Here is a 17,568-nt window from a genome sequence, read left to right on the forward strand (position 1 = left end):
ACCGCCAAGGAGGTCCACGTGACCACCGCACGCGACATCATGACGCCGGGCGCCGAGTGTGCCGGAGCCGAGGAGACCGTCACCCAGGCGGCCACTAAGCTCACCGAACTCGGCGTCGGCGCCCTGCCCATCTGCGGCACCGACGACCGCCTCAAGGGCGTCATCACCGACCGGGACATCGTGGTCAAGGTCCTCGGCAAGGGGAAGGACCCCGCCAAGGTCCTGGTGAAGGAGCTCGCGCAGAGCGAGGCCGTGACGATCGGCGCGGACGACAGCGTCGACGAGGTCTTCGCGACCATGACGAGTCACAAGGTCCGTCGGCTGCCCGTGATCGACGGCCACACCCTCGTGGGCATGGTGGCGCTCGCCGACGCGGCCCGCGCGCTCTCCGACCCCAAGGCCGGACAGCTCCTGGAGGCACTCTCCACCGACTGACGGCACGCGCCGCCCGGGGCGGAGCGCGCGGCCCCGCCCCGGGCGCGCGCCCCGCCTCTCCGCATGCCCCCGCGCATGCGCCGACCTAGGGTGGAACGGCGGCGGGCCGCCGCCCCCGCCCCCACCGCACCAGCCCGGCCGCGCCAGGCGTCACCAGGAGGAACGGCATGCCCATCGCCACGGTCAACCCCGCCACCGGCGAGACGCTCGAAACCTTCGAGCCGATCGCGCCCGCGGAGATCGAACGCCGGCTGGCGGCGGCCCACACCGCGTACGGCCACCACCGCACCACGAGCTTCGGGGAACGCTCACGACTCCTCCGCCGGGCCGCGGAACTGCTGGAGGAGGACACCGAGAGCATCGCCCGCACCATGACCACGGAGATGGGCAAGCCGATCAAGGCCGCGAGGGCCGAGGCGGCGAAGTGCGTCAAGGCCATGCGCTGGTACGCCGACCACGCCGAGGGCCTCCTCGCGGACGAGCACCCCGCCAAGGCCGACGTGACGGACTCCGGGGCGTCCCGGGCGGTCGTCCACTACCGCCCGCTCGGGGTGGTGCTCGCCGTGATGCCGTGGAACTTCCCGCTCTGGCAGGTCGTCCGCTTCGCCGCCCCCGCGCTCATGGCGGGCAACGTAGGCCTGCTCAAGCACGCCTCGAACGTGCCGCGGACGGCGCTGTACCTGGAAGACCTCTTCCGCCGGGCCGGCTTCCCCGAGGGCTGTTTTCAGACGCTGCTCGTCGGCTCGGACGCCATCGAGGACATCCTGCGGGACCACCGGGTGGCCGCCGCGACGCTGACCGGCAGCGAGCCCGCGGGCCGCGCGGTGGCGTCCGTGGCGGGCGACGAGATCAAGAAGACCGTCCTGGAACTGGGCGGCAGCGACCCGTACCTGGTGCTGCCGAGCGCCGACGTCGAGCAAGCCGCGAAGACCGCGGTGACCGCCCGGGTGCAGAACAACGGCCAGTCCTGCATTGCCGCCAAGCGCTTCATCGTGCACGCCGACGTCTACGAGGCCTTCCGCGAGCGTTTCGTCGCGGGAATGCGGAAGTTGACCGTCGGCGACCCGCTGAGCGAGGAGACCGACGTGGGCCCGCTCTCCAGCGAACGGGGCCGCGCCGACCTCGAGGAACTCGTCGACGACGCGGTGGCCCACGGCGCGACCGCGCTCTGCGGCGGGCAGCGCCCCAAGGAGCAGGAGCGGGGCTGGTTCTACGCCCCCACCGTCCTCACGGACATCACCCCGCGGATGCGGATCCACCGCGAGGAGACGTTCGGTCCGGTGGCCACGCTCTACCGCGTGGACGACCTGGACGAGGCCGTGGCGCTCGCCAACGACACGCCGTTCGGACTGAGTTCGAACGTGTGGACCCGCGACGAGGCCGATATCGCGCGCTGCGTACGGGACCTCCAGGCGGGCGGCGTCTTCTTCAACGGCGTGACCGCCTCCCACCCCGGCCTGCCGTTCGGCGGCGTCAAGCGCTCCGGCTACGGGCGGGAGCTCTCGGGCCACGGCATCCGCGAGTTCTGCAACGCCACGACGGTCTGGCACGGCCCGGCGGAGTAGGCCCGGCAGGCCCGGGCACGAGAAGGAGGCGCAGGAGTCACGCGGACAGCAGCGAGTCGTCCGTGACCCTCGCTCCCGGCAGCCGGTGGCTGGCCGCCACGAGCGCCGCGTCGACGTCGCTGGTACCGGTGGCCAGGCAGAGGCTGTACGCGACGTCCTGGAACTCCTGCCGGGCCGCGGCATCCCCCTGGTCGGCACGGAGCACCGCCAGGGCCTTGTAGCGCTCCACCAGGTCTTCCAGCACGACGGGGTGTGCCAGCAGCACGAGGTCCTCCCTGAGGTTCGGGTCCAACGTTCACTCAAGGCCCGCCTGCCCCGCCTCACACGGTCGAATCAGCGAAGTCGCGATCAATTGTCATGATCAATTGCTGTGATCAATTGCCGTGGCCGGCGATCGCCTCCGAATTGTCGTTTCCGCGGTTCGTGGGCAGACTCGGTGGCGTGAACACGTCGGACGGCAAGCCCCGGGGCGGGGCCGGAGCGGAAGACACGGACGACGACCGCCGCGAGACGGAGAGCGAGCGCGCCGACCGCCGCTGGACCGAGCTGATCCAGGAAGTGCGGGTGGCCCAGACCGGAGTGCAGATCCTGTTCGGCTTCCTCCTCACCGTGGTCTTCACCCCGCGCTACGCGGAGCTGGGCGACACCGACCAGAAGATCTACGTCGTGACCGTGATCCTCGGTTCGACGGCCACGGGAGCCCTCATCGGCCCCGTCTCCTTCCACCGCATCGTCTCGGGCCGCCAGATCAAGCCGCAGGCGGTGGTGTGGGCGTCACGCCTGACCCTGGCCGGCCTGGTCCTGCTGCTCGGCACGTCGACGGCGGCGCTGCTGCTGGTGCTGCGGGTCGCCACCGACGACACCGTGGTGCCGTGGCTGGTGGCCGGTGTCGTCGCCTGGTACCTGCTGTGCTGGTTCGTGCTGCCCGCCTGGGCGCGGTACCGGCACACGTCGGCGGACTGACCGGCGTACCCCGTGCCCCTCGCGCCTCGCGTCTCGCGCCTCGCGGCAGCGGGGCGTCAGCCGACGGACACCTTGCCGATGTAGAGCTCCGCGAAGGCGACCGCCGCGGCACGCGAGTCGAACAGCCGGCGCAGCCGGGCCTCCGCGGTCCCCGCGGCGAAAGCGTCACCGGATGAGGCTCCGTGCAGGAGGTCCGCGAACCACTGGGAGAACTCCTGGTACTCCCACACCCGCCGCAGGGCGGCCGCCGAGTAACCCCGCAGCCCGCGCTCGTCCCCTTCCCCGACGTACGCGACGAGCGCGTCGCCGAGGAGCAGCGCGTCATGCAGGGCGAGATTCATGCCCTTCGCGGCGATCGGCGCGGTGAGGTGGGCGGCGTCTCCCGCGAGGTACAGGCGCCCGTACGCCATGGGCTCCACGACGTAGTTGTGCATGTCGAGGACGCGCTTCTCGATGAGCCGCCCCTCGACGAGCGGCGGTGCGCCGTCGGCGGCAAGCCGCTGGTGCAGCTCGGCCCAGACGCGCTCGTGCGGCCAGTTCGCCGGGTCGTCGCCAGGCGGGCATTGCAGGTAGTAGCGGGTGACCTCGGGACTGCGCGCCATGTGGGCGGCGAAGCCGCGGGGGTGGAGGCCGAAGACGACGCGCTCCGAGGAGGGCGGCGCCTCGGCGAGCAGCGCCAGCCAGCCGATGCCGTAGTCGCGGCGGGCGACCGTGACGTGCTCGGCGGGCAGGCAGGCACGTGTCACACCGCGCGCGCCGTCGCAACCCGCGACGGCGTCGCAGTCGATCCGTACGCGCTCCCCCGTCGCGGGGTCCGTGTACGCCACCGAGGGCCGGTCGGTGTCGATGCCGTGCAGGGCGACGTCGCGTACGCCGAACCTGATGTCGCCGCCCGCTTCGTCGGCGTAGACCCGCACCAGGTCCGTGACCAGCAGGGGCTGGGGGTAGACGAAGTGGCGGTGCCCGGACAGCTCGCCGTAGCGGAAGCGGTGGCGCCGCCCCGCGCCGCGGAACTCGCACTCGCTGTGCGCCTGCGCACGCGCGAGGAGCCGGTCGGCCAGCCCGCGCCGCTCCAGGGCGCGTACCGCCCACTCCTCCAGGAATCCCGCGCGGGGCCGCTGTTCGATGAAGTCCCTGCTCTCCGCCTCCAGGACCACGCACTCCACGGAGGCGGCACGCAGGATGTTGGCGACGGTGAGGCCGGCGGGACCGGCCCCCACGATGACGACGGGCATGCGCAGAGTATGGCGGCACCGCTCCGAGCAGGGAGGACCGGGCCCCGCACACGCAGGTGTGGATCACCGCCGGGCGGGCACCCAGGGTCAGGACAGACGCAGGAAGCGATCCGCGCTGTTCGTGACACGTCACCATCTGTGATGCCTCAAGTGGTGACCGATGACGAACCGGCGGAGTGTGGAGGGAGGAACGCCCCTCGTGGAGTTCCCACAGACGGGAGATGCCGCATGACCACGCAGACGCGGACGTCGATGCCGCCGCCGGTCCGTCCGGCACATCTGCTCGCCCCACCCGGGGTGTACGCGCCCCAGTACGACACCGAACTCCTGACCCGCGCCCTGCACCGCGAGGACATCGACGAGGGCACTTCCGTCCTGGACCTGGGCACCGGCACCGGGGCACTCGCCGTCGCCGCGGCCCGCCGGGGCGCGCGGGTCACGGCGGTCGACATCTCCTGGCGAGCGGTGCTGACCGCGCGCCTCAACGCGCGCCTGGCCGGGCAGTCGGTCACCGTGCGCCACGGCGACCTGCGGACCGCGCTGCCGAAGGGCCCCTACGACCTCGTGGTCAGCAACCCGCCCTACGTGCCGTCCCCTTCACCGCGGCTGCCCCGGCGCGGCGCGGCGCGGGCGTGGGACGGCGGCCCCGCCGGGCGGGCCCTCGTGGACCGTGTCTGCGACGCCGCGCCCCGCGCCCTGCGCCCGGGCGGCGCCCTGCTGATGGTGCACTCCGCGCTGTGCGACGCCGACGCCACGCTCGACCGGCTCGCGAAGCTCGGCATGCGGGCCGAGATATCGGACCGGGAGTTCATCCCGTTCGGGCCCGTGCTGCGATCCCGCAGGGGCTGGCTGCGTCGGCGCGGTCTCCTCGGCGAGGACGACAACCGCGAGGAGCTGGTGGTCATCCGTGCCGAACTCCGCTGAACAGCCACGCCGCGTCACGATCGACCCCGAGGGCCCTCTCCTGGTGGAGGGCCCGGTCGAGGTGGTCGGGGACGACGGCGCCGTCCACACCTCGCGGCGCTTCGCCGTCGCGATCTGCACGTGCCGCCGCAGCCGTACGTACCCCTGGTGCGACACCAGTCACCGCCGCCGGGTCAAGCCCGACGGCGGGCGGACGCGTACGGCGGGTCACCAGGACCAGGAAACGGACACCTCGTCATGACGGTCTTTGTCGAGTCCCGCCTCCACAGCCCCGAACTCCCGGCCCCGCGCGGCGATCTGTCCGACGCCGTCGCCGCCGCGCTGCTGTACGACGGGCCCGTCGCGACGCCGCGACAGCGGCAGGCGGAGCGCGCCGACCCGTACGGCGACGACCTCCAGCTGGCGCTGTACATCCTCTACGAACTCCACTACCAGGGCTTCCAGGGTGTGCCCGACGAGCGGGAGTGGGATCCCGCGCTGCTTGCCCTGCGCCACACGTTGGAGCAACGGTTCCTGACGGCCCTGCGGGCCGATGTGCCGTCCGACCAGAGCGCCGAAGAGGCCCTGGCGGCGCTGCTGGTGGAGCCCGTCGGGCACGACGAGTCGAGCGTCAGCCACCATCTCCAGCGCGGCGGGGAGCTGTGGCAGCTCAGGGAGTACGCGGCGCTGCGCTCCCTCTACCACCTGAAGGAGGCCGATCCGCACGCCTGGGTCATCCCCCGGCTGCACGGCCGGGCCAAGGCGGCCATGGTGGCCATCGAGTTCGACGAGTTCGGCGCCGGGCGTGCGGAGGAGATCCACGCCCGGCTCTTCGCCGACCTGATGGCCGATCTGGGCCTGGAGACGGCGTACGGCCACTACGCCGACGCGGCTCCCGCCGAGGCCCTCGCCGCCGTCAATCTCATGTCGCTCCTCGGTCTGCACCGCGCCCTGCGCGGCGCGCTGGTCGGGCACTTCGCGGCCGTCGAGGTGACCTCGTCACCCGGTTCGCGACGGCTGGCCAACGCCCTGCGGCGAGCCGGCGCGGGGCCTGCCGCCCAGCGGTTCTACGACGAGCACGTGGAGGCGGACGCCGTGCACGAGCAGGTGGTGCGCCGCGATGTGGTCGGCGGACTGCTGAGCGCGGAGCCCGCGCTGGACGCCGATGTGGCCTTCGGTGTCCGGGCCACCGGCTTCCTGGAGGACCGTCTCGGCGCGCGCCTCCTGGAGCACTGGCGGCAGGGACGCCCTGCGCTGCGCGTGCCGCTGCCCGGTGCGCTCGGTCCGGGCGCCCCGGCCGAGTGAGCCGTTCGCCCGCCCGCTCAGCCCTCGACGCCGGTCGCGCCGTGGGCTGAGCCCACGGGCTTCGACTCGGGGGAGCCGCGCTGGCGCAGATAGACGGAGAAGATGGCCATCGAGCCGACGGCGAGCAGCTCGGACTGCCAGTTCTGCAGGGTGCGGGACCAGAAGTCGGCGGCGCCGAGATAGTCGAACCAGCCGATGGGCGCCTGGAGTCCACGCAGGTGCTCTTCGTTGTAGGCGGCCACGCCGGTGACGGACTGGGCGAACCACGAGAGCAGGAACAGCACGCACATGAGGATGCCGAGCGAGCGGGAGTACCAGGCCTGACGTGCCCCGCCGACGCCGGCCCAGCGCGGCGATGCGGGCCTCGCGTGCTCCCCGATCTTCTGTTCCTCGTCGGACTCCGGGCCGGCCTTGTGGAGTTCCTTGGACTCGGGCGAGCCGCGCTGGAGCAGCCAGACCGTGCCGAAGATGTAGAGGAAGAACTGGAGGTACTCCGACTGCCAGTTCTCCGTCACGTCGACGGCGAAGTCGGAGGTGAGGAGATAGCCGCCGAAGCTCAGCGGGTGCAGCTCCTCGGCGATCAGCCGGTTGTTGAACTCGGCGTGCCCGGCGATGGCCTGTCCGGCCAGGGTCAGCAGGAACCCGGCGCCGAACGCCAGGGTCAGTCCGTTGTCGCGCAGGAAGCTCCGGTCCCGGGTCACCGCTGCATCACCCCCAGCGCCACGCAGTAGGCGAGCCCGCCGACCGCCATGAGCAGATACGCCGTGAACAAGGTCCGCATCCGTCAACCACCCTTGATCAGACACTGATAGGGCTGCTCGGGGCGCGGGGTGCACCCGGCCCCGGTGATCTTCCAGCCGCCCGGGAAGGACGACAGGAAAAGCGTGTCGCGGTCGGTCACGACACGCGCCTGCCGTCCGTACACGTCGACGCCGCGGATCTCCTGCGCGAGGGGCAGACCCGCCTCGGGCAGAGCCCGCGCGCAGGGCTGTTCAGAGGACTGCTCCAGTTCGTCGCGGGTCCCCGGGGCGAGCGCCGCGCAGCCGCGTACCGCGTCACTCGCGCGCAGACTCGCCTCGAAGCGGGACGCCGCCTCGGCGGCGGCGTCCTCACGCGCGTCGGCGTCGCCGCAGCCGGTCAGCGCGCCGAGGAGCGCCGCCGCGAGCAGTCCCGACCTCGTTGCTCGCACCAGTTCTGCTCCCCTCCGCGGCGGCCGGTTCGTCGGCTGCCGCACCCGGCGGTGGTCCGCGCGGGTGCGAGCGCCTCACGACACGATGCCCGTAGGCCGCCAAGGGGAGCGGAACGTGTGCGTCCGACACGCGGGGGTGCGCCCGATCGAGGTGGGCGCCGGGCGGGGGCCGCCGCCCGCTCAGGTCTTCTCGCGCGGCTCCCCGCGTTCGGCGCCCGTAAGGCGCAGCTGGGTCTGGACCTCCTGGTCGCCGGAGACGGTGCCGGTGACCTTCGCTTCGAAGGCCGATTCGAGCGCCGCGCGCAGCCTGTTCACCGCGACGGGGCCGCCTTGCAGGTCGGCGGTGACGGAGCCCGCGAGCAGGACGCCGGGGACGGCCTCCGGGGTACGCGAGGCGCAGAAGACGCCGGTCCAGACGGCGGGCCGCGTGTCGCTCGTCTGGTGAGGCGCGTCGTAGCCGCGGTCGGACGGGAAGTACTCGTTCAGCACGGTGAAGACGGTGTCCGCGTCGGCCGGGGAGCAGTCGTCGAGCGCGACTTGCACCAGGTCGGAGTCGGGCTGCTGGGTGGGGGAAGCGGGGGTCGGTGTGTCGTTCACGCTTGACTCTCTCCGGTGGGGTCGCTGATGCCTGACGGGGGCGCGGGTACCCGGTGAAGTGGCGGGTACCCGGCGGGTCACAGGTCGCGCAAGGCGGGCAGCAGGTTCTTCTCGGCCCATTCGATGAAGGGACGCTGATGGTCGCCGCCCACCTGGACGAGGGCGATCTCGGTGAAGCCGGCCTCGGCGTAGGGGCGTACGGCCTCGACGAAGTCGTCGACCTTGTCGCCGCAGGGGATCTGCTCCGCGATGTCCTGCTCGGTGACGAACTGCGTGGCGCCCGCGAAGCCCGAGGGCCCCGGCAGTTCGGAGTTGACCGGCCAGCCACCCATGGACCAGCGGAACTGGTCGTGGGCGCGGGCCACGGCCGCGTCCTTGTCGGGGTCGTAGCAGACGGGCAGCTGGCCGACGCGGGGCTTGCCGCTGCCGCCGTGCCGGTCGAAGGAGTCGAGCAGCTCGGCCTTGGGCTCGGTCGCGATGACGAGGTCGGCGAGGCGTCCGGCCAGGGCGCAGGACCGTTTGCCGGAGACGGCGACGCCGATGGGCGGCAGCTCGTCGGGGAGGTCCCACAGGCGGGCGTTCGCCACGTCGAAGTGGGTGCCCTGGTGGTTCACGTTGTCACCGGCGAAGAGGGCGCGGATGATCTCGATCGCTTCCTCCAGCATCTCGAGCCGGGTCTGCGGGGAGGGCCAACCGGCGCCGACGACGTGCTCGTTGAGGTTCTCTCCCGAGCCGAGACCGAGCCGGAAGCGGCCTTCGGAGAGCAGCTGCATCGTCGCGGCCTTCTGCGCGACCACGGCCGGGTGGTAGCGGACCGTCGGGCAGGTCACGTACGTCATGAGCGGGATCCGCGAGGTGGCCTGTGCCGCGGCGCCGAGTACGCTCCAGGCGTACGGGGAGTGCCCCTGGGACTCCAGCCACGGGAAATAGTGGTCCGAGGTGACGGAGAAGTCGAAGCCCGCCTGCTCGGCGGCGACCACATCCTCGACCAGGGCGCGGGGCCCGGCTTGCTCAGTCATCATTGTGTAGCCGATTTGCACCATAAACCATCGCTTTGCCGAAATGCTCTCGCTGAAACCTCCGGCAGCTCCGAGGCCACCGAAGGCGGCTGCGAACCCGGCATGCGGGTACGTGGACGACCAGGGCGGCATCCGCCGCCGGAGACGGTCACGGAGAGAGGCGGCATCGGTTGCGCACTGTAGGAGTGGAGGAGGAGCTCCTCCTCATCGATCGCGAGAGCGGCGAGCCGCGGGCCCTGTCCTCGGCGGTCCTGGCCCGGGCGGCCAAGGCCGCCGAGAGCCCCGACGGTCCCGGGGGCACGCGGCATGCCGACGACTATCGCGACCCCGAGGAGGAGACGTTCGAGAAGGAGCTCACGGGCCAGCAGCTGGAGTTCGCCACGCAGCCGCGGACCGGGATGGACGACCTCGCGGAGGAGATCGCCCGGTGGCGCACGGAGGCGGCCCGGCACGCGGGTGACCTGGGGGCGGCGGTCGCCGCCCTCGCGACCTCTCCCCTGCCGGTCAGCCCGAAGATCAACGTGGGCAGCCGCTACCAGTGGATGGAGGAACAGTTCGGCCTGACCACCCAGGAGCAGCTGACCTGCGGCTGCCACGTCCACGTCTCGGTGGAGTCGGACGAGGAGGGCGTGGCCGTACTCGACCGGATCCGCCCCTGGCTCTCGGTCCTGGTGGCCCTGAGTTCCAACTCGCCGTACTGGCAGGGCCACGACAGCCGGTACAGCAGCTATCGCAGCAGGGTGTGGGGGCGCTGGCCGATGGCCGGTCCCACCCAGATCTTCGGTTCCGCCGAGCGGTACGAGGAACAGGTACGCGACATGGTCGCCACCGGTGTCCTGCGCGACCGGGGCATGGTCTATTTCGACGCCCGGCTCTCCCACCGCTACCCCACCGTCGAGATCCGGGTCGCGGACGTCTGCCTGGAGGCCTCCACCACCGTCCTGATCGCGGCCCTCGCCCGGGCGCTGGTCGAGACGGCCGCGCGGGAGTGGCGCGCGGGCCGTCCGCCGCTGGGGCACAGCGTCAGCCTGCTGCGCCTGGCGGCGTGGCGGGCCGCCCGGTCCGGCCTGGAGGACACCCTGCTGCACCCGCTGACCATGCGGCCCGCGCCCGCCGGCGAGGTGGTGACGGCGCTCCTGGACCACGTACGGGACGCCCTGGAGGAGGCCGGCGACCTCGCCATGGCCCGCAAGGCGGCGGCGGACCTGCTCGAACACGGCACGGGGGCCCGCATCCAGCGGAACCTCCTGGACCGCACCGGGAGCCTGAGCTCGATGGTCGCGGAGTGCGCCCGCCGGACCCAGGCGACGTGAGCTCCTTAGCCGGACCTGTCCTCTCCCTGGGGGGCGGTGCGCCCGGCGAGGCCGTCGCGCCGGGCGTGGTCCTGCTTCGCGGGGTCGCCGTAGCGGTCCTCGGGGTCGTGCCCAGCGTGCTCGTCCTGCGGATGCCGCTCGCCCCGGCGGTCACGCGCGACGCAGAGGCGAGCCGGCTGAAGGCCGAGCTGGACGAGGCGATCTGATGCCGATCGCCGTCGGCATCGGCATCGGCATCGGCATCGGCATCGGCATCGGCATCGGCATCGGCATCGGCATCGGCATGATGCTGGCCCGGTGGAAGACATCCGTGGGCGAGCTCGCGGCGCGCGTCGGGATCAGCCGGGGGACCTGCTCCGCCGGGAGGCCCGGGGACGCCGCGGGCGGGTGACACCGCCCGCGGCGGCCGTCGGCCGTGCCGCTCAGTCGAGGACCGCGGCGGCCTCGATCTCGACCAGCAGACCGGGGGCGGCCAGCGCCGCGACGCCCAGCAGCGTGCCCGGCGGCACCGGTGCGACCCCCAGCTTCGCGGCCGCCCGCGCGGCGCCCTCCACGAACAGCGGCATCTTGTCGGGGGTCCAGTCGACGACGTAGACGGTCAGTTTCGCCACGTCGTCGAAGGATCCGCCGATCTCCGCAAGCGCGGTGCCGATGTTGAGGTAGCACTGCTCGACCTGGGCGGCGAGGTCGCCTTCGCCGACCGTGACCCCCTCGGCGTCCCAGGCGACCTGCCCGGCGATGAAGACCAGCCTCGACCCGGTCGCGACCGAGACCTGCCGATAGGCGTCGATCTTCGGCAATCCAGTGGGGTCCACCAGGGTGATGGCCATGGTTCCCGCCTCCTCGCGCTGCGTTCGTGCTCTCCAGTGGTTACTCGGAAACCGTAGGAGAGTGACCGCTGACGTGGAAGAACGCACTTTTTAGTGCCTGGGGAACCTCAAGGTGCCTTTGCCGCCCGAGGGGCGGCGCCCGCGTCCGGCGACAGGCGGGCGAGGAGGTCCTGGAGGGTGGCCCGCTCCTCCTCGCTGAGCGCGTCCAGCGCCTCATGGGTGGCGTGCATGCCGGCGCGGATCTTCTCCACCGCCGCCACGCCCTCCTCGGAGAGGACGACGTTCTTCACCCGCCGGTCCGTCGGGCTCGGTTCGCGGCGGACCAGGCCGCGGCTCTCCAGGCGGTCGACGATCCCGGTCATGTTCGAGGCGTCACACCGGAACGAGGCGGCCAGCACCCGCATGGGGGCCGGGCCGTTCCGTCGCAGCACGTTCAGCGCCTTGGCCTGGCTGTAGGTGAGCCCCTGCGCCGCGGCGGCCGCGGTGAGGTCTCCGTAGAGGCCCGCCATGGAGGCCCACAGGGCGTCGAGCAGCGGGGCGTGGGACGCGCCGGGGCGCACGTCGGGTGTCTCGGGCATGGGACCAGCGTAACCCGAAACTTGACGACTTCAACTTTCGATGTTTACCTCTACCGAGTTACTTGAGTACATCAACCTTCTTGGTTCTTCACCTTCACAGGCCTCAAGTTCCCGCCCTCGCTCCGACGAGGCCGCCATCCCCCACGCGCTCGACCAACGACCAACGGAAGTAACCCCGTGACATCCACAGCTCGCGCGGCGCACAGACGCCCCGCAGGAGACACCTCGCTCGTCCTGGTCCTCGGCCTCGCCGCCATGATCGTCTCGATGATGCAGACCCTCGTCGTGCCGATCATGAGCATCATCCAGGGCGACCTCGGCACCTCCACCGCGAACGTCAGCTGGGTCACCACGGCGACCCTGCTGTCCGCCGCGGTCTTCACCCCGCTCCTCGGCCGCTTCGGCGACATGCACGGCAAGAAGCCCACCCTGGTCGGCGTCCTGCTGCTGATGATCGCCGGATCGGTCCTGGCCGCCACCACCAGTTCGCTGCTGTGGCTCGTCGTCGGCCGCGTCCTCCAGGGCGCCGCCACCGCGATCTTCCCGCTCGCCCTGTCGGTCCTGCGGGAGGAGATGCCCCCGGCGAAGCTGCACGGCGCCATGGCCATGGTCAGCGGCACGCTCGCGGTCGGCAGCGGCCTCGCGCTCGTCGCGGCGGGCCTGCTCACCCAGGGCCCGGACCCCGACTACCACCGGGTGTTCTGGCTCGCGGCCGCTCTCGCGGTGGTGGCCCTCGTAGGCGTTCTGATACGCGTTCCCGCGTCGCGGTCCACGACGGGCGGCCGGACCGACTGGCTCGGCGCGGCGACCCTGGCGGTGCTGCTCGTCCTGCTCCTGCTGCCGATCTCGCAGGGCCACGAGTGGGGCTGGACCTCCGGGCGCACCCTCGGCCTGTTCGCCGGCGCCGTCGTGATGGCGGCCGTCTGGACCCTGGTGGAGCGCACGGTCCGCGAGCCCATGGTGGACATGCGGATGTTCGCCCACCGGCCGGTGCTCTTCACCAACCTCGCCGGACTGTTCCTCGGCTTCGCGATGTTCTCGCAGTTCATCGGCGTCGCGTACCTGGTGCAGATGCCGAAGGAACTCACCGGCTACGGCTTCGGGGCCTCGGTCCTGCGGTCCTCCGTCGAGTACCTGCTGCCGGCCACGCTGATCTCGCTGATCGCCGCGCAGTTCGGCGGCATGCTGGTCGGGCGGATCGGGCCGCGGCTCACCCTCGCCACGGGCGCCGTGTTCGGCGTCGGCGGCTTCGCCTGGCTGACCGCCGCGCACGACTCCTCGGCGTCGGTCATCCTCGCCGGGATGCTGATCGGCGTGGCCATCAGCTTCGGTTACGCCGCCATGCCCGCGCTCATCGTGGCCGGCGTCCCGCACCACCAGACGGGCATCGCCAACGGCCTCAACTCCATCTCCCGGTCCGTCGGCAGCGCGATCGCCAGCGCGATCATCACCTCCCTGCTGGCGTCCAAGACGCTGGAGAACCTGCCGGCCGGTGCGCCCGCGCTGCCCGCCGAGAGCCAGTTCACGCTGAGCTTCGCCCTCGCCGGGGCGGCGTTCGTCCTGATCGTCGCGGTGGCGCTGGTCGGCCTCGCCCGGGGCGGGACCCGGTCGCGTACGCCGGGCACGGCGGGCGGCGCGGGGACCGAGACGGAGCCCGCTGAGACCACTGTGACCGCAGAGACCCCGGCCGCCGAGCCCGCGAAGGCGGCGGCCGTCACCGCCTGACGCGACGTCAGGACACCATGGGCACGCCCCCCGGCCCACCCAGACCGGACGGTCCACGAGACCCGGTCGGAGTGCTGGTCGGGGGGCGGCTTGCGTCGTGGCGGGGTTGGTTACGGCGTCACTTGGTTGCCGCCGAAGGACACCACCAGGCGGCCGTCCGCGGCGAAGGACCACTTCAGCGCGCCGGTGTACGCGGAGCACCGGGAGCCGTTCACACCGGACCAGAACTGGTTCGAGCCGTCCGCGTTGCCGACGACCTTGTCGTTCGAGCCGCTGCCGGTGCGGCAGGAGACGTTGTCCCGGAAAACCGTGGTGCCGGCGTCGAAGGAGAAGTTGCGCTGGGCGTTGCCGACACTGATGTTGCCGGACATCGTCATCTTGCCGGGGTTCCTGTTGTACGTGAACCCGTGCTTGCCGTTGTTGTGGGCGATGCTGCGCTTGATGACGTGGTCGACCGCGATGTCCTCGCCGCCGAGCTTGTAGCCGTTGCGGTCGCCGTTGGCGTTCACGGTGCCGTCGGACAGCGTACCGTTGGTGTGGGCCAGGGAGTCCTCGATGGTCACCGGGCCGATGGGTCCGGTGTCCGTCTTGGTGTAGAGGTCCCAGCCGTCGTCGATGTTGTGGTGGGCGACGGCGTAGCGGAAGACGTTGCCGGGGCCGGTGGTGAGCTTCGAGGCGAAGCCGTCGGCGTCCTCCCCGTCGGAGTCGGCGTTGTCGTGCGACTCGGCGCTCAGGATGAGGTTGTTGGAGGGCCACTGGTCGCGCGGGGTGGTGGAGGCCATCCGCGAGAGCTGGAGCCCAGAGTCGCGGTTGAAGCGGGTCACGGTGCGCTCGATGACGTTGCCGCTGCCCCCGACGAAGATGCCGTTGTCCCCGGCGCGTTCGACGACGAGGCCGTTGACGTGCCAGTACGCGCCGTTCACGGCGAGTCCCCGGTTGGCGGGGTCCTCGCTCATGGCCGAGAAGTCGAGCACGGGGGTCTCGCCCGGGTAGGCGGAGAGTTTCGTGCGGGCGGCGGGGGTGCCGTTGTTGCCCGCGGGGATGGTGACCGTCTTCGCGTGGCGGTACGTCCCGCCGCGCAGGTAGATCGTGCCGCCGGGAGTGACCCGGGAGATCGCCGAGGTGAGCGTCGTCGGGTCGGCCTGGGTTCCGGCCGCGCCGTCGGTGCCGTTCGGCGCCACGTACAGGGCCGTCGCGGAGGGCGGCGGGGTGGTCCCGACGCCGTCGGCCTCGACGTAGTCGACGTTGGGCAGACCGGCGGCCGTGGTGGGGCTGAGCCGGACGGTGTTGCTGCCCGAATTGACCGGCACGGTCAGCGACTTCGTCACCCACGTGTCCCACGCGCCGGTGGTCTCGAACGACGCCGACGCGGCCGTCGAGCCGTTCACCGTGATGTTCGCGGGCCGCGCGGTGCCGGATCCGTTGGCGAAGCGGACCGTGAGGGTCGCCGTGCCCGAGGCGGGCGCGTTCACCGTGACCGGTACGTGGGCTCCGACCGCGTTGTCGGCGTTGCAGAAGCCGCTGCCCGAGTAGCCGCCCCAGTCGGAGTCGATGGTGCCGGTGCAGACCGCGGGGGCGTTCTCGGCCTCGTGACGGGTGGGCGCGGCCTGCGCCGTGGTTCCGGACAGAGCGACGAGTGAGCCGGCGAGGAGGCCGACGGACGCGATGACTGGTCTCGATTTCACCGTTCGTCTCCAGGTTGTTGGCTGAGCGGGGGGTTCGGATGCGTGAACGCCAGATTCCTCCGGCCGCCGCATCCCTGCGGGGAAAGCGCTTTCGCCGGGACGTTAATTGCCTGCCGTGGGCACGTCAATAGACATGTACGTGATTTCAGTTCACGTAGACGAACATTGCTCAACCGGCTGAAAGGAGGGCGCGCACTGCCCTCTCCCCCGTCAGCGGCTCATGGGGGTCTGCCGCCGCACACGGTTCAGCTTCTCGGGGTTGCGTACGTGGTAGAGCCCGGAGACGCAGCCGTCGTCGACCCGCACGGCCAGCACGCCGTCGATCTCCCCGTCGGCCCGGACGAGCAGTCCCGGGCCGCCATTGACCTGGATCGGCTCGACCGACCTTTCGACGCCGCGCTTGTACCAGCCCGCGGCCAGCAGGCGAGCCACCTTGTCGGCCCCCACGACCGGCCGGAGCAGGGCGTGCCTGACTCCGCCGCCGTCGCTCAGGGCGACCACGTCCGGCGCGAGGATGTCGAGCAGGCGCCGCATGTCGCCGGTCTCGACCGCCCGTTGGAAGGCCTGGAGCGCGGCGCGGGTCTCGGCCGGTGTGACGGTGCCGCGCGGCCGCCGCGCGGCGACGTGTGCCCGTGCCCGGTGGGCGATCTGGCGTACGGCGGCGGGGGTCTTGCCGACGGCTTCGGCGATGTCGTCGTACTCCGACTCGAACACCTCGCGCAGCACGAACACCGCACGCTCGGTCGGCGTGAGCGTCTCAAGGACCAGCAGCATCGCCATCGAGACGCTCTCGGCGAGCTCCACGTCCTCCGCCACATCGGGCGCGGTCAGCAAGGGCTCGGGCAACCACGGCCCGACGTAGTACTCCTTGCGCCGGCCGAGCGCGCGCAGCCGGTCCAGCGACTGCCGGGTGACGATCCGCACCAGGTAGGCGCGCGCATCCCGCACGGCGCCGAGGTCGACCTCCGCCCAGCGCAGCCAGGTCTCCTGGAGGACGTCCTCGGCGTCGGCGGCGGAACCGAGCATCTCGTAGGCGACGGTGAACAGCAGGTTGCGGTGGTCGACGTAGGCCCGAGTGGCGGAGTCCAGGGAAGGCGCGGCGGCGGGGGCGGAGGCAACGGTCTCCACGTCGGGCGCGTGCCGTGCGGGGTCCGCGCGGCCGAACGGCCCGGCCGGTTCCGCGGTCCGTTCGCTGCGCTCGGTCATGCCCGGCTCCCGCCTGTTCGCTCTCAGCACCGCCACACGCACAAGACGCCGCGGCCCACTGCTCTGTGACGTCCCGGTCCGGTGGCCTGCATCACATGGGCGTGCTGTCACAGGGTTCGCGGCGTCGGCGTCTTGTGTTCGCCGGACGCCGCGCGAGCGAGCAAGCGAGTAAGCGCGTCAGCAAGCGGGGCGGTCTTGGCGTCGTACTGCTCCATCACCGTTCAACCTCCCGGAAAGGCATGACACATGAGCATCAGCAGGTTCGCCGTGGCAGGAGCAACCGGACGGCTCGGACGCCACGTCGTCGACGTCCTCACGGAACGGGGGCACCAGGTCGTCCCGATGTCCCGGGCCAACGGCGTGGACATCATCACGGGCGAGGGCCTCGCCGAGGCTCTCGCCGGGGCGGACGTCATCATCGACGTCGCGTCGTGGCACGCCTCCGAGCAGCGGGCGGCGACGGAGTTCTTCCGTACGGCCACCCACAACCTCCACGAGGGCGGGCGGCGGGCGGGGGTCGGCCATGTCGTCGCCATGTCCATCATCGGTGTCGACCGGACCACCGCCGGTTTCGGCGCCGCCCAGCAGGTGCACGAGGCGGCCCACTTGTCCGGTCCCCTTCCCGCGCGCATTCTGCGGGCCGCGCAGTTCCATGAGTTCGTCGGCCAGCTCCTGGACTGGCAGCGGGGCGGCGTCGCCTACATTCCGACCTGGCCCTGCCGGCTCGTGGCCGCGCGCACCGTGGCCGAGACGCTGGTCGACCTGGCCACGGAGCGCGACGCGGCCACCCCTCCCGTCCCCGGCACGCCGGTCCCCGAAGTCGCCGGGCCCCACGAGGGAACCCTGGCCGAGGCGGCCCAACTCCTCGGCGCCCGGCGGAACATCGAGGTCGTCGGCGTCGACGGCTCCGACTACCCCGATGCCGAGATGGCAGCCCGCGGCGGGCTCCTGCCCGGCCCGCACGCCAAGCTCGCCGGCCCCGGCTTCCGGGAGTGGCTCGACGGCCAGGCGTGAGGGGAG

21 protein-coding genes are annotated in these 17,568 nt (G+C 71.9%); 11 read left to right on the forward strand and 10 right to left on the reverse strand.

The annotated features are described in order from the left end of the window. The first annotated feature begins 18 nt into the window (after window positions 1-18). Together ACF062_RS35880 and ACF062_RS35885 are read left to right on the forward strand one after the other, a co-directional pair. Complete coding sequence (locus ACF062_RS35880) at window positions 19-435, forward strand: CBS domain-containing protein (protein WP_205036042.1); 417 nt, start codon at window positions 19-21, stop codon at window positions 433-435. Window positions 436-602: 167 nt separating this feature from the next. Beyond that, window positions 603-2,000 (forward strand): NADP-dependent succinic semialdehyde dehydrogenase, encoded by a 1,398-nt coding sequence (locus ACF062_RS35885; protein WP_392143914.1) that lies wholly within the window; start codon window positions 603-605, stop codon window positions 1,998-2,000. Between the two features lie 37 nt (window positions 2,001-2,037). Here the strand turns inward: ACF062_RS35885 and ACF062_RS35890 are convergent, their stop codons facing one another. Then, entirely contained in the window at window positions 2,038-2,265 is a 228-nt protein-coding gene (locus tag ACF062_RS35890; RefSeq protein ID WP_392143916.1) for a DUF5133 domain-containing protein, read from the reverse strand. A gap of 176 nt (window positions 2,266-2,441) precedes the next feature. Here ACF062_RS35890 and ACF062_RS35895 point away from each other — a divergent pair, with 176 nt between their 5' ends. Next, window positions 2,442-2,963, forward strand: coding sequence for a DUF6328 family protein (locus ACF062_RS35895; RefSeq protein WP_392143917.1), 522 nt, complete (start codon window positions 2,442-2,444; stop codon window positions 2,961-2,963). A gap of 56 nt (window positions 2,964-3,019) precedes the next feature. Here ACF062_RS35895 and ACF062_RS35900 read toward each other — a convergent pair whose 3' ends face one another. Continuing rightward, on the reverse strand, window positions 3,020-4,198 hold the full coding sequence (locus ACF062_RS35900; RefSeq protein ID WP_392143919.1) for a 4-hydroxybenzoate 3-monooxygenase: 1,179 nt from the start codon (window positions 4,196-4,198) through the stop codon (window positions 3,020-3,022). A 228-nt stretch (window positions 4,199-4,426) separates the two neighbouring features. Between ACF062_RS35900 and ACF062_RS35905 the strand changes: the two genes are divergently transcribed. The 3 genes from ACF062_RS35905 to ACF062_RS35915 are packed head-to-tail and all read left to right on the forward strand — an operon-like array spanning window position 4,427 to window position 6,406. Then, on the forward strand, window positions 4,427-5,122 hold the full coding sequence (locus ACF062_RS35905; protein ID WP_392143921.1) for a HemK2/MTQ2 family protein methyltransferase: 696 nt from the start codon (window positions 4,427-4,429) through the stop codon (window positions 5,120-5,122). Continuing rightward, window positions 5,106-5,363 carry a CDGSH iron-sulfur domain-containing protein gene (locus ACF062_RS35910; protein WP_392143923.1) on the forward strand — a complete coding sequence of 86 codons (258 nt, stop codon included), beginning with the start codon at window positions 5,106-5,108 and terminating at the stop codon, window positions 5,361-5,363. The genes ACF062_RS35905 and ACF062_RS35910 overlap by 17 nt, the downstream gene beginning before the upstream one ends. Further along, the gene (locus ACF062_RS35915; protein WP_392143925.1) at window positions 5,360-6,406 is read left to right on the forward strand and encodes an iron-containing redox enzyme family protein; all 1,047 of its coding nucleotides are present in this window, start codon (window positions 5,360-5,362) and stop codon (window positions 6,404-6,406) included. Before ACF062_RS35910 ends, ACF062_RS35915 begins: the two co-directional genes overlap by 4 nt. Window positions 6,407-6,423: 17 nt before the next feature. Here the strand turns inward: ACF062_RS35915 and ACF062_RS35920 are convergent, their stop codons facing one another. The 4 genes from ACF062_RS35920 to ACF062_RS35935 all read right to left on the reverse strand — a co-directional run bounded on the left by ACF062_RS35920 (window position 6,424) and on the right by ACF062_RS35935 (window position 9,235). Continuing rightward, window positions 6,424-7,107 (reverse strand): DUF6766 family protein, encoded by a 684-nt coding sequence (locus ACF062_RS35920; RefSeq protein ID WP_392143927.1) that lies wholly within the window; start codon window positions 7,105-7,107, stop codon window positions 6,424-6,426. Between the two features lie 83 nt (window positions 7,108-7,190). Next, the gene (locus tag ACF062_RS35925) at window positions 7,191-7,595 is read right to left on the reverse strand and encodes a hypothetical protein (protein ID WP_392143929.1); all 405 of its coding nucleotides are present in this window, start codon (window positions 7,593-7,595) and stop codon (window positions 7,191-7,193) included. Window positions 7,596-7,775: 180 nt separating this feature from the next. Beyond that, window positions 7,776-8,192, reverse strand: a complete 417-nt coding sequence (locus tag ACF062_RS35930) for a hypothetical protein (protein WP_392143931.1) — start codon at window positions 8,190-8,192, stop codon at window positions 7,776-7,778. A gap of 77 nt (window positions 8,193-8,269) precedes the next feature. Then, complete coding sequence (locus ACF062_RS35935; RefSeq protein WP_392143933.1) at window positions 8,270-9,235, reverse strand: LLM class F420-dependent oxidoreductase; 966 nt, start codon at window positions 9,233-9,235, stop codon at window positions 8,270-8,272. A gap of 146 nt (window positions 9,236-9,381) precedes the next feature. Between ACF062_RS35935 and ACF062_RS35940 the strand changes: the two genes are divergently transcribed. From ACF062_RS35940 to ACF062_RS35950, 3 genes are read left to right on the forward strand one after another with little or no spacing between them, the layout of a single operon-like run. After that, on the forward strand, window positions 9,382-10,524 hold the full coding sequence (locus ACF062_RS35940; RefSeq protein WP_392143935.1) for a glutamate--cysteine ligase: 1,143 nt from the start codon (window positions 9,382-9,384) through the stop codon (window positions 10,522-10,524). Continuing rightward, the gene (locus ACF062_RS35945; RefSeq protein WP_392143937.1) at window positions 10,521-10,730 is read left to right on the forward strand and encodes a hypothetical protein; all 210 of its coding nucleotides are present in this window, start codon (window positions 10,521-10,523) and stop codon (window positions 10,728-10,730) included. Before ACF062_RS35940 ends, ACF062_RS35945 begins: the two co-directional genes overlap by 4 nt. Further along, window positions 10,730-10,915, forward strand: coding sequence for a hypothetical protein (locus ACF062_RS35950; RefSeq protein WP_392143939.1), 186 nt, complete (start codon window positions 10,730-10,732; stop codon window positions 10,913-10,915). Before ACF062_RS35945 ends, ACF062_RS35950 begins: the two co-directional genes overlap by 1 nt. 31 nt (window positions 10,916-10,946) lie before the next feature. Here ACF062_RS35950 and ACF062_RS35955 read toward each other — a convergent pair whose 3' ends face one another. Beyond that, the gene (locus ACF062_RS35955; RefSeq protein ID WP_392143941.1) at window positions 10,947-11,354 is read right to left on the reverse strand and encodes a RidA family protein; all 408 of its coding nucleotides are present in this window, start codon (window positions 11,352-11,354) and stop codon (window positions 10,947-10,949) included. A 107-nt stretch (window positions 11,355-11,461) separates the two neighbouring features. Next, window positions 11,462-11,932, reverse strand: a complete 471-nt coding sequence (locus ACF062_RS35960; protein ID WP_392143943.1) for a MarR family winged helix-turn-helix transcriptional regulator — start codon at window positions 11,930-11,932, stop codon at window positions 11,462-11,464. Window positions 11,933-12,109: 177 nt separating this feature from the next. On the opposite strand from ACF062_RS35960, the gene ACF062_RS35965 reads away from it, so the two are divergent. Then, window positions 12,110-13,657: an MFS transporter gene (locus ACF062_RS35965; RefSeq protein ID WP_392143945.1), complete on the forward strand. Its 1,548-nt coding sequence runs from the start codon at window positions 12,110-12,112 to the stop codon at window positions 13,655-13,657. Window positions 13,658-13,767: 110 nt separating this feature from the next. Here the strand turns inward: ACF062_RS35965 and ACF062_RS35970 are convergent, their stop codons facing one another. Continuing rightward, window positions 13,768-15,342 (reverse strand): carbohydrate-binding protein, encoded by a 1,575-nt coding sequence (locus ACF062_RS35970; protein WP_392143946.1) that lies wholly within the window; start codon window positions 15,340-15,342, stop codon window positions 13,768-13,770. A 210-nt stretch (window positions 15,343-15,552) separates the two neighbouring features. Further along, a complete protein-coding gene (locus ACF062_RS35975) occupies window positions 15,553-16,548 on the reverse strand; it encodes an RNA polymerase sigma-70 factor (RefSeq protein ID WP_392143948.1) in 996 nt (331 codons plus the stop codon). Between the two features lie 246 nt (window positions 16,549-16,794). On the opposite strand from ACF062_RS35975, the gene ACF062_RS35980 reads away from it, so the two are divergent. Next, the gene (locus ACF062_RS35980; RefSeq protein WP_392143950.1) at window positions 16,795-17,562 is read left to right on the forward strand and encodes an SDR family oxidoreductase; all 768 of its coding nucleotides are present in this window, start codon (window positions 16,795-16,797) and stop codon (window positions 17,560-17,562) included. Window positions 17,563-17,568 lie beyond the last annotated feature (6 nt).

Source organism: Streptomyces sp. NPDC015345, from assembly GCF_043078805.1.
Classification (GTDB): domain Bacteria; phylum Actinomycetota; class Actinomycetes; order Streptomycetales; family Streptomycetaceae; genus Streptomyces.

What these genes read in the sequence shown, in the direction of transcription:
- ACF062_RS35885 (WP_392143914.1), top strand. Translation starts at nt 603, where the DNA reads ATGCCCATCGCCACGGTCAACCCCGCCACCGGCGAGACGCTCGAAACC.
- ACF062_RS35900 (WP_392143919.1), bottom strand. Translation starts at nt 4,198, where the DNA reads ATGCCCGTCGTCATCGTGGGGGCCGGTCCCGCCGGCCTCACCGTCGCC.
- ACF062_RS35905 (WP_392143921.1), top strand. Translation starts at nt 4,427, where the DNA reads ATGACCACGCAGACGCGGACGTCGATGCCGCCGCCGGTCCGTCCGGCA.
- ACF062_RS35915 (WP_392143925.1), top strand. Translation starts at nt 5,360, where the DNA reads ATGACGGTCTTTGTCGAGTCCCGCCTCCACAGCCCCGAACTCCCGGCC.
- ACF062_RS35935 (WP_392143933.1), bottom strand. Translation starts at nt 9,235, where the DNA reads ATGGTGCAAATCGGCTACACAATGATGACTGAGCAAGCCGGGCCCCGC.
- ACF062_RS35950 (WP_392143939.1), top strand. Translation starts at nt 10,730, where the DNA reads ATGCCGATCGCCGTCGGCATCGGCATCGGCATCGGCATCGGCATCGGC.
- ACF062_RS35955 (WP_392143941.1), bottom strand. Translation starts at nt 11,354, where the DNA reads ATGGCCATCACCCTGGTGGACCCCACTGGATTGCCGAAGATCGACGCC.
- ACF062_RS35960 (WP_392143943.1), bottom strand. Translation starts at nt 11,932, where the DNA reads ATGCCCGAGACACCCGACGTGCGCCCCGGCGCGTCCCACGCCCCGCTG.
- ACF062_RS35975 (WP_392143948.1), bottom strand. Translation starts at nt 16,548, where the DNA reads ATGACCGAGCGCAGCGAACGGACCGCGGAACCGGCCGGGCCGTTCGGC.
- ACF062_RS35980 (WP_392143950.1), top strand. Translation starts at nt 16,795, where the DNA reads ATGAGCATCAGCAGGTTCGCCGTGGCAGGAGCAACCGGACGGCTCGGA.